The 25412-nt window shown below is 46.5% G+C and carries 25 protein-coding genes; 2 read left to right on the top strand and 23 right to left on the bottom strand.

What is annotated here, in order from left to right; all coding sequences use genetic code 11:
* Nucleotides 1-325: 325 nt before the first annotated feature.
* The 9 genes from hemG to D1Z90_RS11965 all read right to left on the bottom strand — a co-directional run bounded on the left by hemG (nucleotide 326) and on the right by D1Z90_RS11965 (nucleotide 10617).
* Nucleotides 326-844 (bottom strand): menaquinone-dependent protoporphyrinogen IX dehydrogenase, encoded by a 519-nt coding sequence (gene hemG, locus D1Z90_RS12005; RefSeq protein ID WP_119911005.1) that lies wholly within the window; start codon nucleotides 842-844, stop codon nucleotides 326-328.
* 17 nt (nucleotides 845-861) lie between these two features.
* Nucleotides 862-2319 carry a TrkH family potassium uptake protein gene (locus tag D1Z90_RS12000; RefSeq protein WP_119911004.1) on the bottom strand — a complete coding sequence of 486 codons (1458 nt, stop codon included), beginning with the start codon at nucleotides 2317-2319 and terminating at the stop codon, nucleotides 862-864.
* Nucleotides 2320-2377: 58 nt separating this feature from the next.
* Nucleotides 2378-2992 carry a YigZ family protein gene (locus tag D1Z90_RS11995; RefSeq protein WP_198419150.1) on the bottom strand — a complete coding sequence of 205 codons (615 nt, stop codon included), beginning with the start codon at nucleotides 2990-2992 and terminating at the stop codon, nucleotides 2378-2380.
* A complete protein-coding gene (gene pepQ, locus D1Z90_RS11990) occupies nucleotides 2992-4308 on the bottom strand; it encodes a Xaa-Pro dipeptidase (RefSeq protein WP_119911003.1) in 1317 nt (438 codons plus the stop codon). The genes D1Z90_RS11995 and pepQ overlap by 1 nt, the downstream gene beginning before the upstream one ends.
* Nucleotides 4309-4533: 225 nt before the next feature.
* Nucleotides 4534-5628: a cytochrome c peroxidase gene (locus D1Z90_RS11985; protein WP_119911002.1), complete on the bottom strand. Its 1095-nt coding sequence runs from the start codon at nucleotides 5626-5628 to the stop codon at nucleotides 4534-4536.
* Nucleotides 5597-6358: an MbnP family copper-binding protein gene (locus tag D1Z90_RS11980; RefSeq protein ID WP_119911001.1), complete on the bottom strand. Its 762-nt coding sequence runs from the start codon at nucleotides 6356-6358 to the stop codon at nucleotides 5597-5599. The genes D1Z90_RS11985 and D1Z90_RS11980 overlap by 32 nt, the downstream gene beginning before the upstream one ends.
* Before the next feature lie 115 nt (nucleotides 6359-6473).
* Nucleotides 6474-7385 (bottom strand): AraC family transcriptional regulator, encoded by a 912-nt coding sequence (locus tag D1Z90_RS11975; RefSeq protein WP_119911010.1) that lies wholly within the window; start codon nucleotides 7383-7385, stop codon nucleotides 6474-6476.
* A gap of 79 nt (nucleotides 7386-7464) precedes the next feature.
* Nucleotides 7465-8784 (bottom strand): RDD family protein, encoded by a 1320-nt coding sequence (locus D1Z90_RS11970; RefSeq protein ID WP_119911000.1) that lies wholly within the window; start codon nucleotides 8782-8784, stop codon nucleotides 7465-7467.
* Nucleotides 8785-8916: 132 nt separating this feature from the next.
* Nucleotides 8917-10617 carry an Hsp70 family protein gene (locus tag D1Z90_RS11965; protein ID WP_119910999.1) on the bottom strand — a complete coding sequence of 567 codons (1701 nt, stop codon included), beginning with the start codon at nucleotides 10615-10617 and terminating at the stop codon, nucleotides 8917-8919.
* A gap of 213 nt (nucleotides 10618-10830) precedes the next feature.
* Between D1Z90_RS11965 and D1Z90_RS21300 the strand changes: the two genes are divergently transcribed.
* Both D1Z90_RS21300 and D1Z90_RS11955 read left to right on the top strand, forming a co-directional pair.
* Nucleotides 10831-10998: a hypothetical protein gene (locus tag D1Z90_RS21300; protein ID WP_158587118.1), complete on the top strand. Its 168-nt coding sequence runs from the start codon at nucleotides 10831-10833 to the stop codon at nucleotides 10996-10998.
* 198 nt (nucleotides 10999-11196) lie between these two features.
* A complete protein-coding gene (locus tag D1Z90_RS11955; RefSeq protein WP_119910997.1) occupies nucleotides 11197-13035 on the top strand; it encodes a hypothetical protein in 1839 nt (612 codons plus the stop codon).
* Nucleotides 13036-13111: 76 nt separating this feature from the next.
* Here the strand turns inward: D1Z90_RS11955 and sctU are convergent, their stop codons facing one another.
* From sctU to sctW, 14 genes are all read right to left on the bottom strand, one after another.
* Nucleotides 13112-14173: a type III secretion system export apparatus subunit SctU gene (gene sctU, locus D1Z90_RS11950; RefSeq protein WP_119910996.1), complete on the bottom strand. Its 1062-nt coding sequence runs from the start codon at nucleotides 14171-14173 to the stop codon at nucleotides 13112-13114.
* 9 nt (nucleotides 14174-14182) lie between these two features.
* Complete coding sequence (sctT, locus tag D1Z90_RS11945; protein ID WP_119910995.1) at nucleotides 14183-14983, bottom strand: type III secretion system export apparatus subunit SctT; 801 nt, start codon at nucleotides 14981-14983, stop codon at nucleotides 14183-14185.
* Nucleotides 14980-15243, bottom strand: coding sequence for a type III secretion system export apparatus subunit SctS (sctS, locus tag D1Z90_RS11940; protein WP_119910994.1), 264 nt, complete (start codon nucleotides 15241-15243; stop codon nucleotides 14980-14982). The genes sctT and sctS overlap by 4 nt, the downstream gene beginning before the upstream one ends.
* A gap of 11 nt (nucleotides 15244-15254) precedes the next feature.
* Nucleotides 15255-15905 carry a type III secretion system export apparatus subunit SctR gene (gene sctR / locus D1Z90_RS11935; protein WP_119910993.1) on the bottom strand — a complete coding sequence of 217 codons (651 nt, stop codon included), beginning with the start codon at nucleotides 15903-15905 and terminating at the stop codon, nucleotides 15255-15257.
* Between the two features lie 4 nt (nucleotides 15906-15909).
* Nucleotides 15910-16914, bottom strand: a complete 1005-nt coding sequence (sctQ, locus tag D1Z90_RS11930; protein WP_119910992.1) for a type III secretion system cytoplasmic ring protein SctQ — start codon at nucleotides 16912-16914, stop codon at nucleotides 15910-15912.
* Entirely contained in the window at nucleotides 16911-18551 is a 1641-nt protein-coding gene (locus tag D1Z90_RS11925) for a hypothetical protein (RefSeq protein ID WP_119910991.1), read from the bottom strand. The genes sctQ and D1Z90_RS11925 overlap by 4 nt, the downstream gene beginning before the upstream one ends.
* The gene (sctO, locus tag D1Z90_RS11920) at nucleotides 18548-19024 is read right to left on the bottom strand and encodes a type III secretion system stalk subunit SctO (protein ID WP_119910990.1); all 477 of its coding nucleotides are present in this window, start codon (nucleotides 19022-19024) and stop codon (nucleotides 18548-18550) included. Before sctO ends, D1Z90_RS11925 begins: the two co-directional genes overlap by 4 nt.
* The gene (sctN, locus tag D1Z90_RS11915; protein ID WP_119910989.1) at nucleotides 19021-20406 is read right to left on the bottom strand and encodes a type III secretion system ATPase SctN; all 1386 of its coding nucleotides are present in this window, start codon (nucleotides 20404-20406) and stop codon (nucleotides 19021-19023) included. The genes sctO and sctN overlap by 4 nt, the downstream gene beginning before the upstream one ends.
* A gap of 79 nt (nucleotides 20407-20485) precedes the next feature.
* The gene (locus tag D1Z90_RS11910; RefSeq protein WP_119910988.1) at nucleotides 20486-20938 is read right to left on the bottom strand and encodes a hypothetical protein; all 453 of its coding nucleotides are present in this window, start codon (nucleotides 20936-20938) and stop codon (nucleotides 20486-20488) included.
* 8 nt (nucleotides 20939-20946) lie between these two features.
* Nucleotides 20947-23061 carry a type III secretion system export apparatus subunit SctV gene (gene sctV, locus D1Z90_RS11905; RefSeq protein ID WP_119910987.1) on the bottom strand — a complete coding sequence of 705 codons (2115 nt, stop codon included), beginning with the start codon at nucleotides 23059-23061 and terminating at the stop codon, nucleotides 20947-20949.
* Nucleotides 23042-23446, bottom strand: a complete 405-nt coding sequence (locus tag D1Z90_RS11900) for a hypothetical protein (RefSeq protein WP_119910986.1) — start codon at nucleotides 23444-23446, stop codon at nucleotides 23042-23044. Before D1Z90_RS11900 ends, sctV begins: the two co-directional genes overlap by 20 nt.
* Nucleotides 23443-23829: a type III secretion apparatus assembly protein SctX gene (gene sctX, locus D1Z90_RS11895; RefSeq protein ID WP_119910985.1), complete on the bottom strand. Its 387-nt coding sequence runs from the start codon at nucleotides 23827-23829 to the stop codon at nucleotides 23443-23445. The genes D1Z90_RS11900 and sctX overlap by 4 nt, the downstream gene beginning before the upstream one ends.
* On the bottom strand, nucleotides 23829-24212 hold the full coding sequence (locus tag D1Z90_RS11890) for a type III secretion system chaperone family protein (protein ID WP_119910984.1): 384 nt from the start codon (nucleotides 24210-24212) through the stop codon (nucleotides 23829-23831). The genes sctX and D1Z90_RS11890 overlap by 1 nt, the downstream gene beginning before the upstream one ends.
* Nucleotides 24202-25329, bottom strand: coding sequence for a type III secretion system gatekeeper subunit SctW (sctW, locus tag D1Z90_RS11885; protein WP_158587117.1), 1128 nt, complete (start codon nucleotides 25327-25329; stop codon nucleotides 24202-24204). Before sctW ends, D1Z90_RS11890 begins: the two co-directional genes overlap by 11 nt.
* Nucleotides 25330-25412 lie beyond the last annotated feature (83 nt).

The raw sequence follows: 25412 nt of genomic DNA, 5'->3' as shown, positions 1-25412 counted from the left end.
TTGCTAATTGTTAAAGAACATTTGACTGAAGCGTTTCGCCTCGTCAGGGCTGCGCATTCTACGCTAGCCGGTTTGAATGTCAACACTGAATTTTAAAAAATTTTAAACTTCATTTTGTGTTGATATTCGTTGTTGAAACAGTGCTTTCATTAAGCTTCGCTTGATGTGCTTTGCTGTGACAACGGAGGCGCATTATAGGGAGATTCTGATTCCGTGCAAGGGCTTTTTTGCAATTAAATTGAATTAATTTGCTCCCCACAAGTTACACTCAAGTTATCCACAGATAAGCCACATTTCATGGCTAAAATGCGTAATTGTTGTTCATTTATAAGCTGGCAAACTCTTTCGCGAAAGCTTCTACTTTATCCCAATCAGTAAATTCGAGGTCTTTACTCTTGTCTGTACTGCCCCCGGTCATTTTCATGATCAATTGAATGATGAGTGTTTGCCACCAGTTGTACTTGGAATATTGCAACGCTCCGGCGAAGACGCCTTTCATTTTGGGGTGCCATTGGCACAAGCGATCAAACTTTTTCATATAAGCGTTTGTCGCAGGGCTGGCTTTCTCAGGCTTACGCGCGGTTAAACACACCACAAACATAGCATTTGGTTTATGCTGCAATGCTTCTTTATGTTGGTTTAACAACGGAATTAAGTTGGACTCAAAATTGCCATAACGAATCGAAGCCCCAACTAATACTTTGCTGTAGCCATCAAGATCCAATTGTTTGGTTTGCTTTACATCTAGCCACTCGCATTCTTGTTGCAATAACGGTTCCATATGACGGAGTATTTTTAGCGTTTGACCATCACGACTAGAATACAAGATTAAGGTTTTAGACATGGTTTTCCTTTAACTCACTAACTTTTCCAGTACACAGGGGTAAAGAGTACTAATAAGGTAAATATCTCAAGGCGGCCAAACAGCATCGCCAAAACTAATATCCATTTGCTGGCATCCGAGATTTCGCCAAAGTGCACCGACACTTCGCCAAGCCCTGGCCCCAGGTTATTTAAGGTCGCCACCACAGCGGAAAAAGCAGAAAGCTCTTCCATGCCTGTGGCAATCAGCGCCAACATACAGATAACAAAGACGAGGGCGTATGCAGAGAAGAATCCCCACACCGCTTCCACCACTTTGTCTGGCAGCGCTTTTTTTCCCAGTTTGATTTTATAGATGGCGCGCGGATGAACCAAACGCTTTAACTCGCGAAAACCTTGCAGGTTAAGCAATAGAATACGTATGACTTTCATGCCGCCCCCCGTTGAGCCGGCACAGCCACCAATAAAGGATGAAAAAACCAGAAGAACTGGCAAGAACAACGGCCAGTCGGAAAAGCTGGTAGTGGTATACCCCGCGGTGGTGGAAATGGACACCGCCTGGAACAATGCTTGGTCTAAACTTTGCTCTAACGTGTCGTATGTTTGATGCACCACCAATACAGAAAAGCAGATCGCGGTTAAGATTAACTGAATGCCGATAAACGCACGCACTTCAGGATCTTTCAAGTACACCTTTACATTAGCACTATTGTTGCCAAAAGCGGCAAAGTGCAATGCGAAGTTGACGCCGGAAATAATCAAAAATACCACGGTAATCAAGTTAATGATGGGGCTATTAAAATAACCAATACTGGCATCATGGGTTGAGAAACCACCAATAGCCACGGTAGAGAATGAATGACAAATAGCATCAAACAACGTCATGCCCGCCAACCAATACGCCATCATACAAGCAATGGTTAAACAGAGGTAAATGTACCAAAGCGCTTTTGCGGTTTCGGCAATTCGCGGCGTCATCTTGGAATCTTTTACCGGCCCCGGCGTTTCCGCTCGGTAGAGCTGCATACCACCGATACCCAGTACCGGCAGCACTGCGACCGCTAATACGATGATTCCCATGCCGCCCAGCCATTGTAACATTTGCCGGTAAAACAAAAGCCCTTTAGGCAAGTGGTCTAACCCGGTGATCACCGTCGCCCCTGTCGTGGTTAAACCAGAAAATGATTCAAACACCGACTCAGACAGATTCAGCTTAGGTTGATCACTAATATAAAAGGGTAACGCCCCCACGCTGCCTAGCACGGTCCAAAACAACACAACGATTAAAAAGCCGTCTTTGGCTTTGAGTTCATGTTTGAATTTACGGTTAGGAAACCAAAGAAAAAAGCCGGACAAGATGGCAATCACAAACGCGCTGACAAAATCCCGCCCAGCACCATCTTTATAAATCACCGCCACTAAGGCTGGAGCAAGCATGGTCACACTAAACAAAGCGACCAGTAAACCGACTATCCGTAGTATCGCTCTAAATTGCATGAGACGGGAATTCCACTAACTGTTGTTGCATAAGATGTAAATTACGTTTAACCATAAATTATGGCAGCAGGGTTAAATCTAACACACCGTTGCTGCGGTCAAATAGTCGGGCTTTGAAGTCTACCGCTTGTCGGGCATCAAAAGACAGAGTTAAGGTCACATTCACGCCATAATCACTGCTAACGATACTGCCATCCACCTGCCCCAATAAACTTTCCACTAAACTAATGTCTTGGTAGTTGCATGCAAGAGTGGCTAATGCCTGCGGTGTTTTCAGAACCTTCGTAGCCAGCTTTAACGCTTGTTGTACGCCGCCGCCATAAGCCCGCACCAAACCACCAGTTCCGAGTTTAATGCCACCAGAGTAACGCGTCACAACCGCGGTTATCTCCCCCATACCGCTGCCTTGCAAGGCGGCCAAAATAGGCTTACCAGCAGTACCACTGGGCTCACCGTCATCACTGAAACCCAGCGCGACGCTGTTAATTGGCTCAGCCGCCACAAACGCCCAGCAATGATGCCGAGCGGTGGGGTGGCTTGCTTTTACTTCATTAACAAATGCTTGCGCTGATTCTCGCCCTTGAGTGCGTTGCAATTGGGTGATAAAGCGGCTTTTCTTTATTTCTTCTTGGAATTCCACTGGCGCAGCCAATACATCATAAGGTTGCAACATTAACTTAAACCTAACTCCCGTGTGACGTTCTCCGCTTTTGCGGCGTGCACAATAATATTATCTTCGATCCGAATGCCGCCATAAGGTAGTAGCGCTTCAACTAATGACCAATGTACCTGTTTACCACCGGCCTGCTGCTTTAATTGACTCAACAACTGCGGCATGAAATACAATCCGGGCTCAATCGTCAACACCTGGTTTAACTCCAATACGCGAGTACAGCGTAGATATGGCGATGTTTCTGGAGGCGTCAGGTTCGTACCGCGGTCATCTTGCATAAAGCCACCCACGTCATGCACTTGCAATCCGAGTAGGTGCCCGAGACCATGTGGCATAAAGGTCTGCGTAATGCCCTGCTCAATCACGCTTTCTAACGAACCGGCCACCAGCTGATACTCCAGCAATAACGACGCAATGCGTAAATGCATTTCATTGTGTAAATCAACAAACTTAAGACCAGGGCGAACTTGTGCGACCAAGCCCTGTTGTAAAACACCCATGGCGTCTATTAACTCGCTAAAGCGACTCGATTCAGTGCTGTAAGTACGCGAGATATCTGCGGCATAGCCAAAATGTTGAGCGCCGGCGTCAATTAGCATTGAATGGCACGGTACAGCCGTTCGATTTTGCTGATCATAATGTAAAATGGCCCCGTGCTCATTGACCGCCACGATATTAGGATACGGCAGGTCACTTTCGGTTTGCCCAGTGGCGCGGCAGAAGGCTTGTTGGATTTCAAACTCCGATTGGCCTTGGCTAAAGCTTTGCTTTGCAGCCAAGTGCCCGGCAATCGCCTTTTTATTTGCTTGGCGAATGCAGCTTAACTCAAATGCGGTTTTATAGGCGCGATGGTAATGCAAATAATGCAGTACCGGCTCTGGGTTTTTATGACCAATGCCGAGGGCATCGGCGACTTCGATATTCTCACCAATATAAGCCATGTTAGCGCGATCGTAAGGCAAGACGTCTCCCACTAACTCTGCACGAGTTAACATATCCACTTCAAACCACTGTTGCCACTCCTCAATAGCAAGTTTGGGGGTAGCCTGCCAGATGTTCTCAGGCTGATACAACACCAGTTTGGGCTTGTTTACCCCGTTTAATAAGATCCAAGAATTTGGCAAAGCCACCAAAGGCATAAAGTGTTTAAAGTGCGGGTTAACTTGAAACGGATAATGTAAGTCGTCCAAAAACGTTTTTTTAAGCTGCCCAGAATGAATCAATAACGCATCGAGTGATTCCAGTTTGAGAATTTCAGCAACACGTAGCTGCAATAACGTGAGGTGCTGAGTAAACTCTGATTGCCAATTTTGCATCGTTTTCCCCAAGCTAAAAGATTGAATCCGTTTTATTTATCTTAACACACGCAGCTAAAAGCAAGGTGTCCGATTAAATCAGTGTAAAGCGAAAACAGCGTAAAGCAGAAGTGCGTCTCATCTCTTCTCACTTAACCAAATAAGGTAACGAATAATCACCGCCCACACAGCCAGTCGCAAAGGCCAAGCAGCATCGAACTCGCAAGGCGTTAAAGGAGGCGCGAACTAAGGGTTAACAGCTCTTGGCAACCAAGGGTTGGCAAATCGCGGGTGATATAATAAGTCGGGATCAGACAAACTGTCTAAAAAGCTAATGACCTGATCTAGTTCTTGCTCACTGGCTTCAAATCCTTGTACCAAATGGCTTTTATTGGGGTGGTCACGACCATCCCCTGCCACGCCTTGTAAGTTTTGACTGCCACCTTGGCGATAATGCTCCATCACCTGACGTAAAGTGGCCATGCTGCCATCATGCATATAAGGCGCACTTTGCACAATATTTCTCAATGACGGCGTTTTAAACTTACCATTGTCTTGGGGGTTAAAGGTAACTTCGTATAAACCTAAGTCGCGCTCAGGGTAGCTGCCCGCCACATTGTATAATCCGGTATTATGAAACTGACTTGGCTCAGGCAATGTTGTAGTTTTTCGTTGCAGATTAAAGCTGTCACCGCCGTGGCACTGGCTGCACTGGAATCGCTCAGAGAAAAACAACGCTTTTCCCGCTTGCTGATTTAGCGTCAGCGCTCGCTTTTCACCTGCCATATAACGGTCAAATGCGGTGCCATGAGAAACCAAGCTTAATTGAAACTGTGCTAAAGCTTGTAATAATAAGGTTTGTGTAAGCGCCGGCTCAGCCAGTTCCGCTAATAAATCTTGGTAGACTTCGTCGTTGTTTAGGGCTTGAAGGCGCTCGGCCAACATGGGTTGTAAACCAAGCTCAATAGGCTCTTCACCTAATAGCGGGATCAACGCTTGAAAGGCCAAGTCGGTTTGCAGCGGGTTAGCCCAGGTAAAGCTGTGCTGCGAAGCTAAATTCACCAGGGTCGCACTATTTCTGCGCCCCACATCGCCGTGGGTGCCGGCAGAGTGCTGGCGACCATCGCTAAATCCCAGCGCCTGTTGATGGCAGCTGCCACAAGAGAGGTTGCGGCGTGCCGACAAGCGCGGTTCATAGAATAAGTGTCGCCCTAACTGCCACTTGGCGGCGTCGCGCAGAACCGTTACCTGGTGGTAATAATAGCCGCCCGTAAACGCTGCGGCCGATAACAAGGCTAATATGCCCCATTTAACGGGCGCGAAACAGCATTTGCTGGCCATCGTCAATTCCTAATAAAGCAAACAGCCCAGGACAGCCTTTATCTTGCGGTTTACCAAAACAGCGCGCGTGAGGCAGTTCACTGAATAATTGGCGTAACTCCAGCTGCACGCTTTGGCCCGGTTGAAAAGCCAAGCGAATGGTCGGGCGGTTTTTTTGTTGGCAAACAATGTCATCGCCAATGTCACCACGACAAGCGGTGCTGCCCAAGTGATGGCGCACGGTTTGTTGCTGCCAAACTAAGTCCATGTAAGCAAACTTGTAACCCACGCTCCAATGCCAGTGCATTTTACTAAAACCCAGCGGTCCTTCTGCTTCATTGGCATCCAAATGGTTTAGCGCTTCAGGAATACCGACAGTAAATGCTAAAGCTTGGTAATCCCCGGCCGGCGCTTCAACCTCAAGCTGAGTTAACCCTTCCCGCTGCTCGCGCGCTTTACATGGGGCAAGATCCATCAGACTAATTTCGCCTGTTTGCCAATCGGGACTGCTTGCTTTCAGCGCAGCGCGGTGCCAATTGCCGTCTTGGCTTTGCAATTCGATTTGATGAACAAAAAAGGTCATGGCATTCACCTTTAGCTCAGCCGAAGAACACGTTACGGCTTGACCTTGAAAGCTGACTTGAAAGGGAATAGTAATGCTTTGCTTTTCGCTGCAAGCAGTTAAGCCTAAAGTGGCCAGTACTGCCACCAAACAGGCTCGACGAAAAACAATAAGTGTGTTGAATTTCATTATGTCCGCCCATCCTTAGCGCAACAAACTCAATGAAACTCTATTATAAAGCAAATGTCGCCTAGACAGTATGCGCTAAGCCGCAGCTTAGGCACACCACCTCAAGGTTACGAGGTTACTTTATTGCCGAACAAAAGCTGACATCCGCGTGGCCAGTTGCCGGATCGTATTGGTGATACAACTCAAAGCAAGGTCTTTGATCAAATTCCATCCCTGCATTAACAGCTTGTGACATCAACTTTTGCCAACTCAACGGATACTGCCGCTTGTCGGTGATGTGTTCACGCATGGTGACGTATTTACCAGCAGGAATGCGCGTAGTTTCTATGCCAACGGGCACTTGTGTATCTTCTGGTACGGTGATGCAGATGTCGGTACGACATTTTTCTGCCGGAGTAATTTCAGGATTATCGTGGTAAATGAAAATGCACTCACCGTGTGCTAAACCTTGCGGCCCAGCCCAGGCATACAGCTTTTCAGAAGCCGCTTGGTAATCTTTACCGTAAGCGCCAGTAACACGAATATAAGCGATATGGCGTGACTCAAATTGTTGCGTGTTCATATTTGCATCCTTTATTTGCAGTGCTTGTTTAACTTCACTGTCAGAATACATCTCCCCTTGTCGCACCGCGTGTCCGTTATTGCGTAGCAAGTGTCCTATCTTGCTGTTTCTAATTAAATCAGTAAATGCGCATAACGTTCGACAATCACGCACCGCAGAGGGAGACACGCCGAAGTATTGCCGAAATGCCTTGGCTAAACTTTGTGAACTGGCAAAGCCAAAGTCTAACGCTACGCTGGTGACGGCTTGTTTTTCGTGAAATAACCGAGAGGCGGCCCGTTCCAATTTGAGCCGGCGTAAAAACTCCGCCGGCGTTTCTGCCGTCACGGCTTTAAAGATGCGATGAAAGTGATAAGGAGACAAGTGCGCCTTTTGCGCGACATCCGCCAAATTCAAATTTTCTTCAACGTGCTGCTCAAGGTAGCGGATCACAGGGATCAGTTTCTGGTGATAATCAGTTTTCATAATGTCTACAGGGTCAAACAGGCGAAACAAATCTCAGCTTAATGCTTTTGCAAAAGCAATGCGTGCCCTAGCTTGCTATTTAACGGGTTTCTTTCCACACATCGGTACGGCTAATAGGGTCATGCAAAGCGCGCCCCTTAAACCAAAAATACATATGTAAGAAAAACAACTTAATCAAACCAAAAGAAATGAATAAAGCCACAGTTCGCCACAGCACTAACAGGGCACTCGGCGGATTTCCGTTGCCGTCTACCACTTTCATTTTCAACCAACGTTTGCCAAAAGTTTGTGCCCATTGTATTTCGCAACCAATAAAATACCCTAAGGCAGCGGACAAGCTATAACCTATCCCAAAGTTCACGCCAAGCAAATCCAATAATGCGTGAAGCAATATACACACTACAACCACCAGAGTGATATCAATCATAAACGCCAACAACCGGGTAAATACTGACGCTCGGCGCTGAGCTGCTGCTTGCGCCTCCTCGGCTTTTTTCTGCGCCCGTTGCTGCCAACGCTGTTCAATAGCTGAATATTTATCGTCTTGCTCGGCTTCGCGAATACGCTTATCAAATGCGCTCAGCATTTTGTCGGTGGCAGCCAACTCAAAATGCGTTTCTAAGCTTTGTCGCTCACTTAACCAATTAAAGTGGTAGCACAACAGCCCTGCCAGCTGCCCTTGTAAACAATACGCCTTGCCTTTGTGCTCAGCCAATTGCGCCAAGCAAATGGCAAAGACTTGCTGACTTAACTTTTGCCCTTCGCCAAAACCTAATAAACCACTGATTTCAAAAATCTGCTCAAATACTTCTCGAGTTTGCTGCGTGTCGTTGAGTTCAAGCGCAGCTTGGGCTTGGGCGATTAATGCATCGACATCGGGTAGCTCAGCGCCGGCATCATGATCCGTCGGTTGATAAATCTCGATATCGTCTTCAGGGGTAACCTCTAACCTCACAGGCTCTGGCTCGGCGGGCATTTCAGCTACGGGCTCTGCTTCGATATCTATCATCACAGCTTGCGCAGGCTTAATATCTTCGTCAGGCTGCGTGTCACACTTTTCGATATCAATTTCTATTGGCGACTGAGGCTGAAGCGAGCGTTCAGACTCCGCTTGGGCGTCGTCATCAAGTACCTGCCCGAGAGAAGTAGCGTGACTTTGACCGATTGTTGACTCTTGAGGATGAAGCGGTGCATCAGTGGGCTGCGGTTGTGAGGCAGCTTTACTGGCTTTACGCTGTTGCTTTAATTGCTTAGACAGTTGTTTATAAGCTGAATGTACTGCCTGAAAACCCTCAGGGTCTTCGTCTGGCTTGGCCTTTTTCAATGCCACTGCGTAGGTTTTTTTTAGCGTTTTTAAATCATCGGTTGGCTCTATGGCCAGAATTTGCCAAGCAGACATGCTTCCCTCATTGCTTACTTGTGAGCTCGAATACTATTTGCTAATAGCCACGACATGCCTTAGCGCTATCGTGTCGTATTTACTGAATGATTGGCTAAATAAAATTCCATCATTCAGCCCAAATGCGCCGCCCTAAAAAATGCTGTTTTTCTCAAAGCCACTCAATCGGCGAGAAAACTCTTGCTGCGCCCTTTCTATTCGTTTTGGCAATTGGCTCGCCAGCTCTTGTTCAAAATAGCCCATTAAGCGCATTAACTCATCACGCTCTTCTTCTAACGCTGACTCATATAAACGCTCAGCCTTAGCCAGAAGCTCTTTGTTCACTTCGTGATCGCGAGGGTGGAATTTCAGGGCAGCTAAACGCTCACTGCTGGCATTGAGCTCTTGCTCTGACAGATCTAATTCGGCATTTTGCACCTGAATACTTTGTTTTAGCTCGGTACTGGCCACCGTAACATCCACTTCCAATAAGCCATTCATGTCGTAGCTAAAACGAACATCTACGCTTTCTTTGCCTGCCGGGCCTTTCGGCACTTTAACCTCTACCTGCCCCAGCTTGATATTGTTTTTTACTAACCGACTTTCGCCTTGGTAAATATCAATCTGCACCTTGGTTTGATTATTGTTGGCAGTTTGATAGCGCTTTTCCATACTGATAGGCACTACGCAGTTACGTTCAATGATTGGCGAAAACAGATCGCCCATATCGCCTTTTTCATCTTGATGATTAATGATGTTGGTGCCTAAGCTATAAGGACACACATCGGTTAATACCACGTCGTCTAAGGCTTGGTGTTTTTCTTTAAGGCCTGCTTGAATGCCTGCGCCTAACGCAATGGTAAGATCAGGATCAAGGTTCATGGCCGGCATTTTTTGGAACAAACGCGCAATCATAGACCGCAGGATTTGCATGCGTGTTGCCCCGCCGACTAAGATCACATCGTCAATGTCGTCGGGCATAATGTCGGCGTCTTTTAACGCCCGCTCAATGGGGTGTTGCACTTTACTGAGCAGCGGCTGACAAGCTTGCTCAAACTGCTTACGAGTAATAGTAATAGCAGGATCGTCGTCCGCCAAAAACCCCGGTATCTCCACCGCTTGTTCTTCACTTAAAGTATGTTTAGCCGCTTCCAGCGTATTTAATAAGGTGCGTTTTTGTTGTCGAGACAGAGCCTCTTCTTGAGTGCCAAGTAAACTGAGGTAAAGGTCGACGATGGTTTGCAAGAAATCCTCACCGCCGAGGTAGTTATCCCCCGCAGACGCGTGCACCTCTAATACGCCGTCGAAATACTCCATCAAAGACACATCAAAGGTGCCGCCACCCAAATCTAAAATCACAAACTGCGCATCTTCCGGTTTTTCGTGTAAACCATACGCTAATGCTGCTGCAGTGGGCTCATTGATTAAACGTTCTACCTTTAGCCCCACCATTTCAGCGGCGGCTTTGGTCGCTTTTCGCTGAATATCGTTAAAGTACGCGGGCACGCTAATGATGGCTTCACTCACTGGCTCACCAAGGAAATTTTCGGCGTCTTCCTTAATACTTTTTAACACCATAGCGGAAAGCTCAATGGCGCTGTATTTATATTGGCCCAGCTTGACCTTGTTATCGCTGGCGATAAAGCGCTTAAAAGTAGACGCGCAGCTGGCAGGGTCGAGTCGCTGACGCGACTTTGCATATTTGCCCACTATCAACTCACCGTCTTGGTCAATGCCCACGACCGAAGGCGTTAAAAATTCGCCATAGCGGTTAGGAATTAAGACGGATTTATCGTGCTGCCAAACTGCTGCGGCGCTGTTCGTGGTACCTAAGTCAATGCCTATGATGGCCATGGCGGTCGCTTCCTTGTGGGTAATCTCATGGGTATAAGTGATTCAAAACTTAACAAATGGTTGTCAAGACGCAAGCAGAAACGTCGACGGAGGCATAAGAGTGTTAGCCAGCTCGAAATACACCGATACAGCCGCTAGTACTTGGTGATTAGACCACAACAGGATATGATAAATCAGTCAGCTTAGATGTAGCTAAAACTTATGAAGAACGCCATGAATGAACCCCGATTTATCGTACCACCGCAAGGTGTCTTAGACATGCTTGAGTTGATCCGCAATGACGATTTTAATCAAAGGGTCAAAAACCTCGCCTACCAAAGGTTAGAGCAAAACTACGGCCTAGATAAAGCCCAAGCAGATGCGCTAGTGCAACAAAAGTAGGATCCATTTTAATCAAAGTAAATTTTCAGCTTATCCTCTCAGAATCCTGACTTCATATATGACAATATGATCACTTATTGAGTGTTAAATCGCTTAGTAGCTTCGTGTTTTCAAAAATAAAGCTGGTAATATGAACGCCCCAGCCGAATATACGAAGCTATTTCCTTAAGGTTCCCTATATTTCAGCAGGCTATTGTTATGAAGTTAAATCAGGTTCTCAGTCACACCAATCAAGTCGAACGCTCAAAATTTGTTAACTGCATAGACAAGTTGTGCCAAGATCTTAAGGGCAATCCCGATTTAGCTAAACAACTCAAAAAGATAGATGGCCAACTCAAAGCTGCGTCAGGAAATGAAATAACACAACTTTTTACTCTTATTCAGCCTCTCTTTAAGCAGCACCTTAAAGAGCAATTAGCAATAGGAGGCCCACAAGCATCCTTACTTGTTAATATTCTTGTTCGAGATGGTAACTGTATAGCGACTATCCCTTGGATAGAAAACCTATATGCCAAAGAATACAAAGAGATCAACGAACTTAGTTTAGGCCTCATAGAAGATATTAGGCAGAATGAGTCCAGTGACTTTGAACGTTTGAACCGCCTAGAAATCTATCTTGAATGTATGACGACTGCTTTTAACAATGATTTAAAAGCAAATAGAACAGCTAAAATTTCAGATGATGAAAGAAGTATCTTGAACGTTTTAGCAGAAAGACTCTCTCTTTCTAGAGAAGAAATATATGCACTAGAGCATTCCGTTGATCCAATCCCTGAGTTAGGCCTTGAAAGCGCATTAGAATACCTTAGAGAAAATGGCATAATACTAATCAACCGAAGGCGCTCTGAAGTAATGATTGCAGATGAAGTTATTGAAGTGCTTCACGATGTACTAGGAAAAGAGCTCCACGATAAATATGTGCTACGCATTTTACGGTCCTTTTCAGACGCAGATCTTTCAAATATTCTAAAAAATCATGGCTATAAAATCCGCGGTATTGAAAGGCAAGAAAAAATAACGACTATTGCTCATTCAGGCTTATCGATAAGAAACATTTTGATGACAGATTTGCACTCCGAGGATGCAACACAAAACCAACGTAAAGATAGAATCAAACAATTAATAGAAGATATGGATCTAGAAATACCAAGAATTGGAACTAGATTACAAGATCGTATTGACGTTTTGATTGAGCACTTGAGAGCTTCAGAAGAAGAAGAGTTTAATATACTTAGTGTTAGTGGTTATAAAGAGCTCTTGGAAACTTTATCACCACCTCCACTGTCAGTAGAAGATAGAATTCGTGCTGACTTCGAAGTTGAGAATAAAGAAACATTAGACCCGGAAAGGCTCAAAGCTCTCAGCATTACCCCTTTAGACATTTTATATCTATATAGTAATGACGAAATAAAAGCTTTAAGAAATGATATGAGCTTACCACGACGTGGGAACCCCAGAAGTCAAATTATAGATAGCTTTGCCAGTGCTAATGACAAGCTTATTGAAAATTATCATCTTCTAGCTTGTAGGGATCTGCAAGGGCTTCAATCGGCAGGTATAGAAATTAAGGAAGCAGATATCGGCGTTAAATTTGAAGAAGCGACGCGCTCCATCTTGGAGCAACTCGAAATGACTGTCGACGAAGATTTAAGGAAAGATATCAACACGGCTAAAGATAAGGCTGATATTATCATTTCTCTAGAGAATGACGACATAATCATTGGTGAAGCTAAGTCCTTTAAGAACGGAGAGTTTTCTAAATACTCTTCTACATCTCGACAAGTAAAAGCCTATGTAAAACGTTGTGAAGCGAATGGGCATAGAGTAGCTCAAGTACTCATTGTCGCACCGGCCTTTTCTGATGACTTTATCGATGCGGCAGATATGGATACAGAAATTAATATTTCATTATTAGAAGCTTCCGGCCTGCAAAAAATACTTGCTGCCTACAAACAAAGAAGAAACCCGAATTTTTCACCCAAATTATTAACAAAAGGTGGGCTACTGAAAGCTGATTTAATATCTAAATCAATATAAAACTGGTTTAGCCCGGTCATATGACTGGGCTAGTACATATAAACTAAAGAGTCTCTCGCATCCCTTTAACCTAAAGCTAATCATCATATAAATCGTCATACTGCTCATTTACATCACGCAGCCATTTCAGCACTTCTGCTACAGGCTCGATAAACTCAGAGGTAATAAACTCCCCCGGCTCTAGCGTGGCAAACATGCCGCGAGCGAGGTATTTGCGGCGCACGATGGGCACATTGTGCTTTTCAGCCAATTTACGAATTTTCTGCGCCATCATAAACTCGCCCTTAGCGGTCACCCAAGGCAATGGTGCTTCGGTGCCGTCATAACGAATAGCCACGGCGATACGGGTAGGGTTGGTGACGACGACGTCAGCATTTTTGACGTTGGTTTCAATTTCCTCGTTCATCATTTCTTGGTGAATTTGTTTCCGCTTACCCTTAATCTCTGGGCTGCCTTCCGTTTCTTTATATTCGCGCTTGATCTCGTCCATGCTCATTTTGAGCTGCTTAATGTGCTGGTGTTTTTCCATTAGGTAATCGGCTGCGGCCAGAAATACAAATACCCCTAGGCAATACAAGATCATGGTCATCACCATGGATGCCGACATGCTTAACGCACACCCTGCTCCGCAATAAGGAATGAACATGAGATTGTTAAGCTCTTTTTCTATGATGAAATACGCGGTGTAGCCCAGCATGGCAATTTTGATAACAGACTTTACAAATTCCAGTAAGTTCTTAATGGAAAATATCTTTTTAACCCCTTCTGCAGGGTTAATCTTTTTCAACTCCGGCTTAATCGACTCGGCACTAAAGATAAGGCCACTTTGTGCCAGGTTGGCGACAATGGCGACTACAAAGACTAACAATAATAACGGCAGTAGCATCTCCATCATGGCAATGACAAAGACCATCATGATTTCTTTCGCCGCTTCGGCAAAGCCTCGTTCGTAATACAAGGTGCTAATGTCAAACAAAGCCGCGACATCTTTAAGCATGTCGTGACCAAATAACCAAAAGTAAGCAAACACCGCGAGCAAAGTCGCTAACGACACGATTTCTTTACTTTTTGCAACCTGGCCTTTGGCTTTGGCGTCGCGCAGTTTCTTCTGGGTGGGTTTTTCGGTTTTTTCACTCATGACTCAACCTTAGAACAGCAGTGGCGCTTGAATAAAGTCGATGATTTGCTCTGGCACCTTGTCGATAAAATCCTTCAGGTGGTCAACCAAATAACGAATGTAGAGCACTAATACAAAGAAGCCGACGGCACTTTTTACCGGCATAGCTAAGAAAAATACGTTTAACTGCGGCGCAAAGCGACTGATCAACGCAAGGGCAAATTCGGCCAAGAACATGGCCAAAATAACCGGCGCAGACAAGACCACAATCAGCTCCATTAGGAGGTCTAACTGCGCCAGCGCAAAGGTGTCTAGGCCATCAATAAATTCAGGGTATAACACGCCAACGGGCCAAATAGTGTAGCTTTGAATCAGCACCACTAATAACGCCATTAACGCACCGCTAATCACAAACAGAGTGACCAATAGTTGCGACAGAAACAGACCCAAAGGAGACGTTTGCTCACCCAGTAGTGGGTTCATCATACTCGCCATGGCTGCGCCACGTTGGTTATCAATAAAAAAGCCAACGCCTTGGGCGACCCAAAATGGCACAGTGGCGATGTAACCCATGACCACGCCGAGTACGACTTCTTTAATAAAGATAGAGAAATAGTTCGATAAAGTCAGTTCGTTTGGAATAGAGCCTTCCGTCACAGGGTACAAAAACAACGCTATCGACATTAAGGCACAATTGCGGATCATCGCGCCACCCAAAAAGCGTTTGCTCAAAACCGGCATGATCATAAAAACCACAAATAAGCGCGGCAGACCTAGCGAGTAGGTTTGTGCCACGCTTTCTATGGTTTCTAATTCAATCGGAAAGCTCATCGTTGGGCAATAGCGTTAAAGATGTTGTCACCCAGCTGCAATAACTCAGTGCCCATCCATTGGGTGGTGATCAAAATCGTGATGATGACCGCCACCAGCTTAAGCACAAACGACAAGGTTTGCTCTTGTACTTGGGTTAACGCTTGGATCAAGCTGACCAAAGTACCTACAAATGAAGCCGCAATAATGGGCGGTAAAGAGAGCACTAATACCAGCATCATGGCGTCGATAGCGTGTTGGATCAGTTCATTATCAGACATGGTAAGCTCCTCTAGTAACTGGCAATCAAGCCGTAAGTTAGACGGGTCCAACCGTCTAATAATACAAACAGTAGCAGTTTAAAGGGCAAGGATATCGTCATGGGCGATACCATCATCATGCCCATAGCGAGCAATATATTGGAGACGATGAGGTCAATCACGATAAACGGCAAATAGATCAAAAAGCCAATTTCAAATGCTTCGGTAATTTGGGTCACGGTAAACGCGGGCATCAATACTAATAAGCTGCTTTCGTTTAATTCCTTGGCGTATTTCTCAGGCCACAGAGATTGTGCCTGCTCGACAAAAAAATCACGGTCACTGGGCTTAGTATTGTCGGTCAAAAATTGAATATACGGCGCTAAACCGCCATCAATTAGCTCGCCAAATTGTTCTGGTGACTCCATCATCTGCGGGTTGGCGTCAACAAACTCTTTCACCTGATAACCCACCGGCGCCATGATGTAAAAAGTGAGGATCAACGCAACCCCATATAACGCCATGTTAGGAGGAATTTGCTGAATACCGAGCGCATTTCGCAGCAGTGAAAACACCACAATAATTTTAATAAACGAAGTCGCCATCACCGCCACAAATGGTACCAAGGCTAACGCGCCCAGTGCGATGATCAGGGATACGTAATCTAAATCAGCACCAAACACAGGCTTAACCCTTAGTCAGTGAAGTTAATCGTACGCCCAGCTTGCCGCCAATACTGACAAGCTCACCTAAACCTAAGGTGCGGCCGTTCACTTTAATATGAATGGCGTTCGTTGGGTCGGCCTGCAAGTCAAACACGTAACCCGGCGCTAACGCTTGCACCTCTGACAAAGGCAGGCTTTGCGGTGCCATGGCGAAATCAATGTCTAACGCTAATTCATTTAAGTCTAACTGTGGCTCTTGTTGCTCTGCTTGCTCGTTGATTTGGTCCATTCCCTGACTCCAAGGTTGCATGATGGTGACTTGATGTTGCTCAAGCTTGGCTAACCAAGCTGGGTGCTTGGCGACGCTCATTTTCACTTGTTGTTGTTGGTAGTAACACTGGTCAAAAAAGATGACATCGCCAGGGCTTAGCTCACGCACAACCGCTAGATTAAGCTGTGTGCGGCCAAAGCTCAGTTCAGTGTTGAGGCTCAAGGCCAAGTCACTGTTGGCGCTGACTTGCCCAAAATTGCGTAATAACGCATCAACTTGTTCTGGGGCCAATTGCAGCCACAGCGGCATGGTTAACTCGCCAAAGCTTAGGCTAACGCTAACCAACGCCTGGTTTGCGGTTATAAACTGTTCACCCGCGCCCACTTCGGCGCTGACCAATTCAAGCCATTGGCCAAACTGCTCTTTTATTGCGCTCTGAAATCCCGCGAAGACTTTTTCTAAACCGGCTTCTATCAATAAATGTGGCAGCGCGGTGAGGTCGAGGTTAGCAAAATACTCTTGCAGCAATAAGCTGGCATTTTCTAACGCCAAAAAACACTGGCCCGTTTGCTCACCCAAGTTTAAATTTACCGCCAGCACTTGGCTGGGTAAACGGCTTTGCTGGGTTAAGCCGGAAAAACTCAAGGTGCCAATCTCAGCCGCTAAGCTCAAGGCGATATCTTGGGTTAAGACTTGATTATTAAAGTTAGCTAGCGCTGGCTCTAACTCATTAAATTCGGCTGGGGCTAGGCTCATGCTAACTCATCCTCATTATCTTGTGGCCCAGGTGATTGGCCATCTTGTTGTGACTCTTGCTCTTGCTGCTGCGCCCACTCTGACTCGTGTTCATCATCTTGCTGCAGTGTTAAGTCGTGTTTAAATTGGGGAAACTTTTCTTCCAGTAAATGCTTAAGATCAGGCAGTATTAATTGCGCTAGCTGGGCGTGTTCAGGCTCTTTGGCGGTGAAAGTCAGCACAAACACGTTATTCTCAAGCTTAAAGTTCACCTCTGAGCCCGCAAATTGTGGGTGCGCGAGCTTCACTGTCATTTCTTCGCCCGCTTTGGCTTTGGCAATATCAATGTTGGCAATCATTTCTGCAGATAGCTGTTGTAGCCCTGCTCCTTGCGCTTTGGGCTGAGCCATCACTTGTTGAAGCAAGGTTTCTGGCGTCGGTAAAATGGCCTTTGAAGATAACAACCCTTCTAGTGAATCTGGCTTTTCTTGCAAGCTTGCCGAGGCAGCAGCGACAGGTGTCGGGCCATTGCCAAGCTCTAGTTTATGGTGAGCTTTGACGGCCATATCGATCTCAGCCGTCGGGGTCGCCGCCGTTGGTTGCAATGAGACTTGACCTTGAGGACTCACTGGCGATTGAACTTGCGCGTTAGCTAGCGGTTGACCTTGAGGACTCATTGGCGATTGAACTTGCGCGTTAGCTAGCGGTTGACCTTGAGGACTCGCTGGCAGTGGAACTTGCGCGTTAGCTAGCGGTTGATCTTGAGGACTCGCTGGCAGTGGAACTTGCGCGTTAGCTAGCGGTTGACCTTGAGGACTCGCTGGCGATTGCATGTGCGCCAAAGGCAGCACAAAATCATTTAACAATTTTTGCACTAAATGCTGCTGCGCAGGGGTAACAGGTAACTGTTGAACTGTTTGCGTTAACTGCTGCAATTGTTCAGGGCGAACAGGGCTATGATTGCTTATTTGCTCCACCGCAGCTTTAAGTTCAGGCGGCAGAGGCATCTCTAACATGGCTTGCTTAATGGCGTCGACGGTCGCAGAAACAGGCCCCATAGCAGTGCTGTTTTTGACAACTTCCGGGGTAACAGCCGCACCTTGAGTCACCATGGGTTCAAAAGCCGGTAATGATGGCGCTGACGGCGAAGAGGTTGGCGCGACAACTTCCATCACTAACCCCATTTGCTGCAATAATAGTTCTACGTCTTTACCGCTAACTTGATGATTGGCACTGAGTTGATCCAGTTGTTTAATAAAACCGGTTACCTGGGCAGGAGAATCCGGCAAGGTTAAGCCCGTTTTAGCTAATACTGGCGCCAGTAACTCTGCACTGGGTTGGTTCGCGATCCATTCAGCCGCCGTTCTTCCCCCATTGTGCGCAGACATTGGCTCGGCCATCTGACCTGCCATCATTTCGTTGGCGTGGTTTGATTTATCTTGCGCTTGCAACGGGGACGTGTATTGCGGCTTTGCCATCGACGGTGCTTGTGGGTTCAACGGAGTAGATAACGTTTGCTGAAAAGCGTGAATGTCTTGCGATAACGCCGCCTGGTTGAGGCCCGTTTTAGCGGGTGCGGCAGTATTAGACTTACTCGAAACAGCGGCGGCAAGGGCGGGATCAGACACTAAATGAGTGGTTATAGTAGGCTGCTTCATCGGGCGGCTCCAGCAAAGTTAGCAGTCACGAGCTCGTCAAGGGCTTGTTCTTCTTCCCGCTCTTGTTCGCGCTTTTGTTTCTGCTGTTCTTGTTCAATAAGGGTGATGTATTTTTCGAGTACTTTTTGAGCTTGCGAAACCGCAAGCTGACACTGTTGCTTGGCTGCAATCGCCAAATCTACTTGTTGTTCGGCGTCTAAAATATTGCGATTTAAGGTGGCGTCTTTGCCTCTTAACATGCCAATTTCATAACGTAAATCATCGATACCTTTGGCAGACAAGCACTCTTCATAGGCCTTTGCATATAGCTCATCTTCTTTGTTTTCACGCCATACTATGTACTGTTCAAGAGCCGCTTTGGCTGCTTTTACAGCAGCACGCTTGGCTAAAATTTTAGCTTGAGCGCTCTGCAGTTCTTGTTGCGCTTTTTCGAGCTTGCGGTCTTTAATGACCTTGAGTTTTTGCAACATCATGACGGGAACATCGCAAGTAGCTGCTGGGCGCTGTCTTCAAAAGGCACGCTATCGTGAGTATGCTGACGTAAAAACTGATTAATGCGTTCAATATTGTCTACCGCTGCATCGGTGGCTGGATCATTGCCCTTTTGATACTCACCAATGCGGATAAGTAACTCAACTTCTTTGTATTTCGCCAAATTGTCTCGCAATTGCATGGCTGCTTTTTGATGGCCATCAGACACAAATGCATTCATCACACGACTGGCACTTTGCAGTACATCAATGGCTGGGTAATGGGCACCTGCGGCAAGTTCGCGAGACAAGATAATGTGGCCGTCTAGAATAGAACGGGTTTCATCGGCTACCGGCTCTGTCATGTCATCGCCTTCTACCAATACGGTATATAAGGCAGTGATCGAGCTGGTGTCAGACTGTCCGGCCCGCTCCATAAGCTGAGGTAGCGCTGCAAACACCGAAGGCGGATAACCGCGACGAGTCGGCGGCTCTCCTGCGGCCAAGCCTATTTCCCTCAAGGCCCTAGCATAACGAGTAACCGAGTCCATTAGCAGCAACACTTTTTTACCCTGATCGCGAAAGTACTCCGCGATAGAAGTGGCCACCAAGGCGGACTTGGCACGCTCCATCGCTGGGCGGTCAGATGTCGCAACCACGAGCACGGCTTTTTTACGGCCTTCTTCACCCAAGTCACGCTCGATAAACTCTCGCACCTCACGGCCACGTTCACCAATCAAGGCTAATACAATCACGTCGACGTCGGCATTGCGGATCAGCATAGCAAGCAAGGTACTTTTACCTCCGCCTGCAGCTGCAAAAATTCCCAACCGCTGGCCTTCGCCACAACTTAGCATGCCATCAATGGCTTTAACGCCCAGAGATAAGGGCTTGTCGATAGGTTTTCGGGTCATGGCGTTAGGAGCGTCAGAATAAACGCTCACTCTCGTGGTTTTTGCGCCGCTGTCCCAGTCGGTTTTATCCATGGGTTCGCCAAGGCCATCTAATACTTGGCCTAACAAATGGTCACCCACTTCTACTTCATGAGGTTTACCGGTAGGGATAACTTCGGTATTGTTCGATACGCCGAGCATTTCTCCCATCGGCGTAAGCAAGGCCTCATGCTCTTCAAAACCCACCACTTCAGCCATTACGCAAGAACCGTCATCAGGGTTAACCAAACGACACAGCTCTCCCACTTTTACGCCAGGGACGATGGCTCGAATGATGGTACCCGACACTTGGCTGACCCAACCGCGAACTCGCAACGGCCGACATTGCGAAATCGCATCGGCTAAACGTTGCTGTATTTGGTCGTATTGCGCAAATGCGTCTTGGGTGATCCCGTTAAGGGTCTGGTTTATTTCTTTTGACAGGCCTTGCATGCCTAAATATCCCTATTATTGCTTATCTATATAATGGCAAAAGCCAACCAACAATAATTTTAGATACAGGCGTATTTTTTTAGGCTTTGGCTTTCATTGCGCGATAATGCTGACGAAATGTCATCAGCGAGGCAATCGGCCAACGATACCAATCGGGTCCTAAGTCTGGCGCTAACGGAGCTTGCAATATATCGCGGTAAAAGCGATGTAGCTGTTGATTAGTTAAACCCGCAGCTTTATCACTGGCTGGTAAAGCATCGACCTTGCCCGTCAGGTGAGAAATGGCAGGCACATCACTTTTAACAAATAGGAACAGGCCCATTAAGTCTCTGAAACCATTTGTTAAACCTTTATTTTTTTGATTTAGGCGTTCATAACATATGATCATCAAAGTACTTTGCTCCACCTTGTAAGTGATGCGACTGCCGTACCAGTCCACCACCATGCCCAAGACGATATCAGATTGACCTAAGGTCTCAGGCTGGGGCTGCAACCCCTGTTGCAACAAGGCGTCGGTCACAGGATCTTGCATATCTTTCCTTATACGTTAATCCGGCCAATAGGCTGAACATTGATCTCTTTGGTCAACTCTTGAAAAGACAATACCGGTAATTCGTAAAGCTCATTCTCGATTAACTTGCGCACGTAACGACGAATGTCCATCGCCACCAGCAATACAGGTTTGCGCTGATGCTTTTTCAAATCGCCAATGCTCTTCACCGTATTGGCCACAAATTTTTGCGTGACGCCAGGATCAAGCGCTAAGTAACAACCAGCAGACGTTTGCCTAATAGAGCTGCGAATTTGCTCTTCAATGCCCTGATCAAGCAGATAGGCCGGTAAGACATTTTGACCCGCAGCGTACTTGTAACAAATGTAACGCTTTTGGCTGCTGCGAATATATTCGGTCAGCTGCACTACGTCCTTTTCTTTTTGGCCCCACTCTACCAAAGACTCTAAAATCACCCGCAAGTTACGGATTGAGATATCTTCAGACACCAAACGTTGCATGACCTCACTGATTTTTTGTATTGGCACCACTCGTTGCACTTCTTTTACCAGCTCGCCGTAATGGGGTTCTATTTTTTCCAATAAGAAACGGGACTCTTGTATACCAATAAAATCTTCTGCGTATTTACGCAATACATGAGACAAATGAAAGGTAATGACCTTGTCTAAGTCAAAATAGGACAATGAGCCTGCCGTCAAGTCTTCCCGGCGCTCAGCACTTACCCAGAAGCTTGCAAAGCCGGGTAAAAACTTCTCTTCAGTTTGGTAAGCAATGCCGAGCATATCCAACTGCTGCTGTGTTTCGGTTACCATCAGATGCCCTTCTTTGAGCTTGCCTCGGGCAACCGGAATTTCTTGCATCAAAATGGCGTATTCGTTAGCAGGTAAGCTGGCGTTAAAGCGCAAGTGTACTCCAGGAAAAGGCACTCCCATATCTAAGTACAATGCTCGACGAACTTGGCTTAGCTCGGCGTTTAAGTTGGCCGAGTTCAAAGACGCTTCTAAGTTAGCTGACACGTCTACCAACAGAGGCACGGTAATTGAAAACTCTTCTGCCCCGCTGGCGCGGTTTTTGGCCGCCGCCTTTTTACTTTCTGGCGTACTGGTCGCCGCAGCTCCGCTGCCATTAGAGAGGACTTCAGGTAAGCTTTCTGGCTCTTCTTGTTGATTGCCCGCCGCCCGAGACAGCCAGTAACCACCACCACCAATCAAGGCTGCAAACCCTAGGAAGATAAGCGTTGGAAAGCCAGGAATTAACGCAAACCCCACCAATAAGCCGGCACCAATGACCAAAGCTTTTGGCTGCGCAGTAAGCTGAGCACCAATATCTTTACCTAAGTTAGCCTGGTCTTCGTCTTCATCCCCGGAAGATACGCGAGTAACAATAATACCTGCAGTAATCGAGATAAACAGTGCTGGGATTTGCGAAATAAGGCCGTCACCTATGGTCAATATTGAATATACTTCGAGTGCTTCACCTGCTGACATACCTCGCTGCATCATGCCTATGGTAATCCCACCAAGGATGTTTACAAAGATGATGATCAACCCTGCAATCGCGTCCCCTTTTACGAATTTCATCGCCCCATCCATCGAGCCGAATAACTGACTTTCGCGATTTAAGGCGTTACGCTTGCTGCGAGCATCATCAATGTCTAATACCCCGGCGCGCATATCGCCGTCTATACTCATTTGCTTACCTGGCATGGCATCTAAAGAGAAGCGAGCACTTACTTCAGCAACACGTTCGGCACCTTTAGTGATAACCATAAATTGCACTATGGTGATGATTAGGAAGATAACCGTACCCACCACCAAGTTACCGCCCACAACAAAGTTACCAAAAGTGGTTATGATGGAGCCGGCATCGCCGTCCATTAAAATCAAACGCGTGGTCGTGATAGACAACGCCAATCGGAACAAGGTAGTAATCAAGAGTACCGCAGGGAAAGCGGTGAACTCGAGTGGAGACAAAATATAAACCGACAGCATTAAGAGGATAACGGCTATCGATAAATTCAATGCAATCAAACCATCTACCAGGCCTGTTGGCAGTGGTAAGATCATCATAAAAATGATGGCGACGAGTAAGAACGCCAGCGCTAAGTCAGAGCGTTGACTAAGCTTAATCAGTAGATTTTTCATGTGCTTCCTGCAAATTAGACGTCATTAACGAGGCGTATAAACGGTGGGCTTTTCGGGCCCCAATGCGATCGCCGGCATTCCAGCGTGCCACGCTCAAGCAATAATAAATGGCAGCGCGTTGTTCGCCGCTGAGTTCATGCTGGGCCAGTAGAATGTTGACCTTTTCTTCCAATGGTTCAAGCATGCCTGAATCCGACCATGCTCGGCAGAGCATTAAGCCTGTGGTTAAATCCGCGCCGTAAACGGCTTCAACCAACTTAAGTAATGAAATGGCCTTTTCCGAATCCGCATAGTCTTGCTGCATTTGTGCTTGCATCAGCAACCACTTGCGGTAAGCCTTATGAGGGCGAGTTAGATCATCTCGATTGAGTTCTAATTTCTTCAAGACTGCACCAATAGTTTACGGTTAATGCTGAGTTCAACCTCTAAACGAGCTAACTCTTCCAATACCTGCTGTGCTTTACTCACCACTTCAGGGTCTACATCTTGTTGCTGCGAAACGTGCGATAACCATTGCAAGCTGTCGCTGGCAATACTGTAAAAATTCAGCTGGTTAACTTCGGCCAACTCTTTTTCAGATAGACCACATTCTTTTTGCACTAAAGACTCGCCGACGCTGACCTGCCATAGCGCATCCAGGTGTGAAGTAATAGCCTCACCCAAAATGGGCATCGCAGCTTTTTCTGGCAGTTTAGGTTGAACCTCATCTTGTCCGGATACATAACTGATATCCGTCAGGCCAACGCGCAAATCAATGTTTTTATTCATTAAGCTTGCAACCTAATTTGTTGACTGGTTTGCCTTAACATGGTCAGCGCTTGCTCTAGCGCCACCAACGACAAATCATGACGATACAATCTTAGCTTGAGCACTAACTGCTCTTGGTAGAAATGCGCATTCGCTTTGTAAGATTGCACTTTACTGAAATGGTTGTGGGCTAAGGCACGTTGCATCACACCGCCTTGATCCGCCATCATCACTTCATGGCTTAGTAGTAAATCCACGTCATCTTCTGCCACTAAGTTGATATGGAATTGGTCACCGTCAGCAAAGTTCAGCATCAGCTCACCACTGGCTAGCGCTTCACGACCATTGAGGCCAAAACCTTCCACGAACTCGCTCAACAAATCTACGCGCCAATCATTCACCATACTCTTCTACCTCAATTAACGTATCCAACACATTGCTGATTGCAGTAAGACACTGCTGGGCTTGGGACATGCGCTCGGGGTTGTTATTGTCTTCTTTTGGGATCAAGCCAATGGCTCCCTTAATGCTGGTGAGCACTTCGATTTTTTGCTGTAAGTCAGTGACATTAAGGTTATCGAGAAACTCATTAACATCATCTTCTTGCGCCCACCCCAAATCATATAAATGCAATAAATACTTCATGACGTCTCGACCCGTCGGGCTCGATTCAGGTTGTTGAGGATCTTTCAAAATTTTGGCGGTTTCTATGCAGGAGTCGTGTACCGCGGCAAGCATTTTAATGGTGTTCATGTCAGCCATAATGCTAACAAGTTGGTTTTTCTCAATGCTCGAACCTGCAGATTCATAATCAGCAGCCAGCGCTTTTAGCATAAAGCCTGCCGCCAATTCGAGTCGGCTTTCGCCGTACTGCTCAACCAGCTTATTCCAAGCCCCAGACAGACCTTGGTAATCGAGTACTGAGTCTTGATAGAAATTACGTAAATCGCTGGCATCGCCTAATCCCTGCTCGGCAAATTCACTGGCAGAAATAAAACTGTTCAGACCCGCCGCAATACGTGAGCCATCGGTAGATTCTAACTGGGCAATCTGCTGATTGACCATCTGTAACAAGGCTTCGTTGCCTTCGGTTTGCATTAACTGACGGCGTATTTCAATCAATGCAAGGTATTGTTCACTGGAGTCGTCGCTGAATTCACGGAGCCTATCACGAAGCGCATTACCGCCGCCTTGCTTGCCGCTCAGCAGGTCATTCACCATCTCGTCAATTTGCGCACGTTGTTCAATTTTAAACGCCGCCTTCATCAGCTCTTGGATCTTATCTACCTGCATTTGGGTATCACCCATGGCGTCTTTGATTTTGCGCTTAGAGAGGTCTTTTTCTGCTTTTTCAGAAAGGCTGCTGGTCAATTCTTCCAGCGCATCTTGCACCAAAGAAGTCGTACTCGGAGCCAACGATACGCTAACGCCTTGATATTGGCCTTGCTGAGTGCTGCTGGTACTAACAGATTTAGGGTCGTTAAACTGTTGTACCTTATTGTTATCAATACCTTGGATCATAAATTGACATACTCCTGTTAGGTTATTAAGCATATCAACCTGCGCCAAGGCAGTTTTCTAAAATTAGGTGTGATTTTGCAGAA

Origin of the sequence: Motilimonas pumila, assembly GCF_003596335.1 — a bacterium.
In the GTDB taxonomy this organism is placed as follows: domain Bacteria; phylum Pseudomonadota; class Gammaproteobacteria; order Enterobacterales; family CBDFNC01; genus Motilimonas; species Motilimonas pumila.
This window is presented reverse-complemented; position numbering and strand designations above follow the sequence as displayed.

What these genes read in the sequence shown, in the direction of transcription:
- hemG (WP_119911005.1), bottom strand. Translation starts at nt 844, where the DNA reads ATGTCTAAAACCTTAATCTTGTATTCTAGTCGTGATGGTCAAACGCTA.
- D1Z90_RS12000 (WP_119911004.1), bottom strand. Translation starts at nt 2,319, where the DNA reads ATGCAATTTAGAGCGATACTACGGATAGTCGGTTTACTGGTCGCTTTG.
- D1Z90_RS11995 (WP_198419150.1), bottom strand. Translation starts at nt 2,992, where the DNA reads ATGTTGCAACCTTATGATGTATTGGCTGCGCCAGTGGAATTCCAAGAA.
- pepQ (WP_119911003.1), bottom strand. Translation starts at nt 4,308, where the DNA reads ATGCAAAATTGGCAATCAGAGTTTACTCAGCACCTCACGTTATTGCAG.
- D1Z90_RS11985 (WP_119911002.1), bottom strand. Translation starts at nt 5,628, where the DNA reads ATGGCCAGCAAATGCTGTTTCGCGCCCGTTAAATGGGGCATATTAGCC.
- D1Z90_RS11980 (WP_119911001.1), bottom strand. Translation starts at nt 6,358, where the DNA reads ATGAAATTCAACACACTTATTGTTTTTCGTCGAGCCTGTTTGGTGGCA.
- D1Z90_RS11975 (WP_119911010.1), bottom strand. Translation starts at nt 7,385, where the DNA reads ATGAAAACTGATTATCACCAGAAACTGATCCCTGTGATCCGCTACCTT.
- D1Z90_RS11970 (WP_119911000.1), bottom strand. Translation starts at nt 8,784, where the DNA reads ATGTCTGCTTGGCAAATTCTGGCCATAGAGCCAACCGATGATTTAAAA.
- D1Z90_RS11965 (WP_119910999.1), bottom strand. Translation starts at nt 10,617, where the DNA reads ATGGCCATCATAGGCATTGACTTAGGTACCACGAACAGCGCCGCAGCA.
- D1Z90_RS21300 (WP_158587118.1), top strand. Translation starts at nt 10,831, where the DNA reads ATGAATGAACCCCGATTTATCGTACCACCGCAAGGTGTCTTAGACATG.
- D1Z90_RS11955 (WP_119910997.1), top strand. Translation starts at nt 11,197, where the DNA reads ATGAAGTTAAATCAGGTTCTCAGTCACACCAATCAAGTCGAACGCTCA.
- sctU (WP_119910996.1), bottom strand. Translation starts at nt 14,173, where the DNA reads ATGAGTGAAAAAACCGAAAAACCCACCCAGAAGAAACTGCGCGACGCC.
- sctT (WP_119910995.1), bottom strand. Translation starts at nt 14,983, where the DNA reads ATGAGCTTTCCGATTGAATTAGAAACCATAGAAAGCGTGGCACAAACC.
- sctS (WP_119910994.1), bottom strand. Translation starts at nt 15,243, where the DNA reads ATGTCTGATAATGAACTGATCCAACACGCTATCGACGCCATGATGCTG.
- sctQ (WP_119910992.1), bottom strand. Translation starts at nt 16,914, where the DNA reads ATGAGCCTAGCCCCAGCCGAATTTAATGAGTTAGAGCCAGCGCTAGCT.
- D1Z90_RS11925 (WP_119910991.1), bottom strand. Translation starts at nt 18,551, where the DNA reads ATGAAGCAGCCTACTATAACCACTCATTTAGTGTCTGATCCCGCCCTT.
- sctO (WP_119910990.1), bottom strand. Translation starts at nt 19,024, where the DNA reads ATGATGTTGCAAAAACTCAAGGTCATTAAAGACCGCAAGCTCGAAAAA.
- sctN (WP_119910989.1), bottom strand. Translation starts at nt 20,406, where the DNA reads ATGCAAGGCCTGTCAAAAGAAATAAACCAGACCCTTAACGGGATCACC.
- D1Z90_RS11910 (WP_119910988.1), bottom strand. Translation starts at nt 20,938, where the DNA reads ATGCAAGATCCTGTGACCGACGCCTTGTTGCAACAGGGGTTGCAGCCC.
- sctV (WP_119910987.1), bottom strand. Translation starts at nt 23,061, where the DNA reads ATGAAAAATCTACTGATTAAGCTTAGTCAACGCTCTGACTTAGCGCTG.
- sctX (WP_119910985.1), bottom strand. Translation starts at nt 23,829, where the DNA reads ATGAATAAAAACATTGATTTGCGCGTTGGCCTGACGGATATCAGTTAT.
- D1Z90_RS11890 (WP_119910984.1), bottom strand. Translation starts at nt 24,212, where the DNA reads ATGGTGAATGATTGGCGCGTAGATTTGTTGAGCGAGTTCGTGGAAGGT.
- sctW (WP_158587117.1), bottom strand. Translation starts at nt 25,329, where the DNA reads ATGATCCAAGGTATTGATAACAATAAGGTACAACAGTTTAACGACCCT.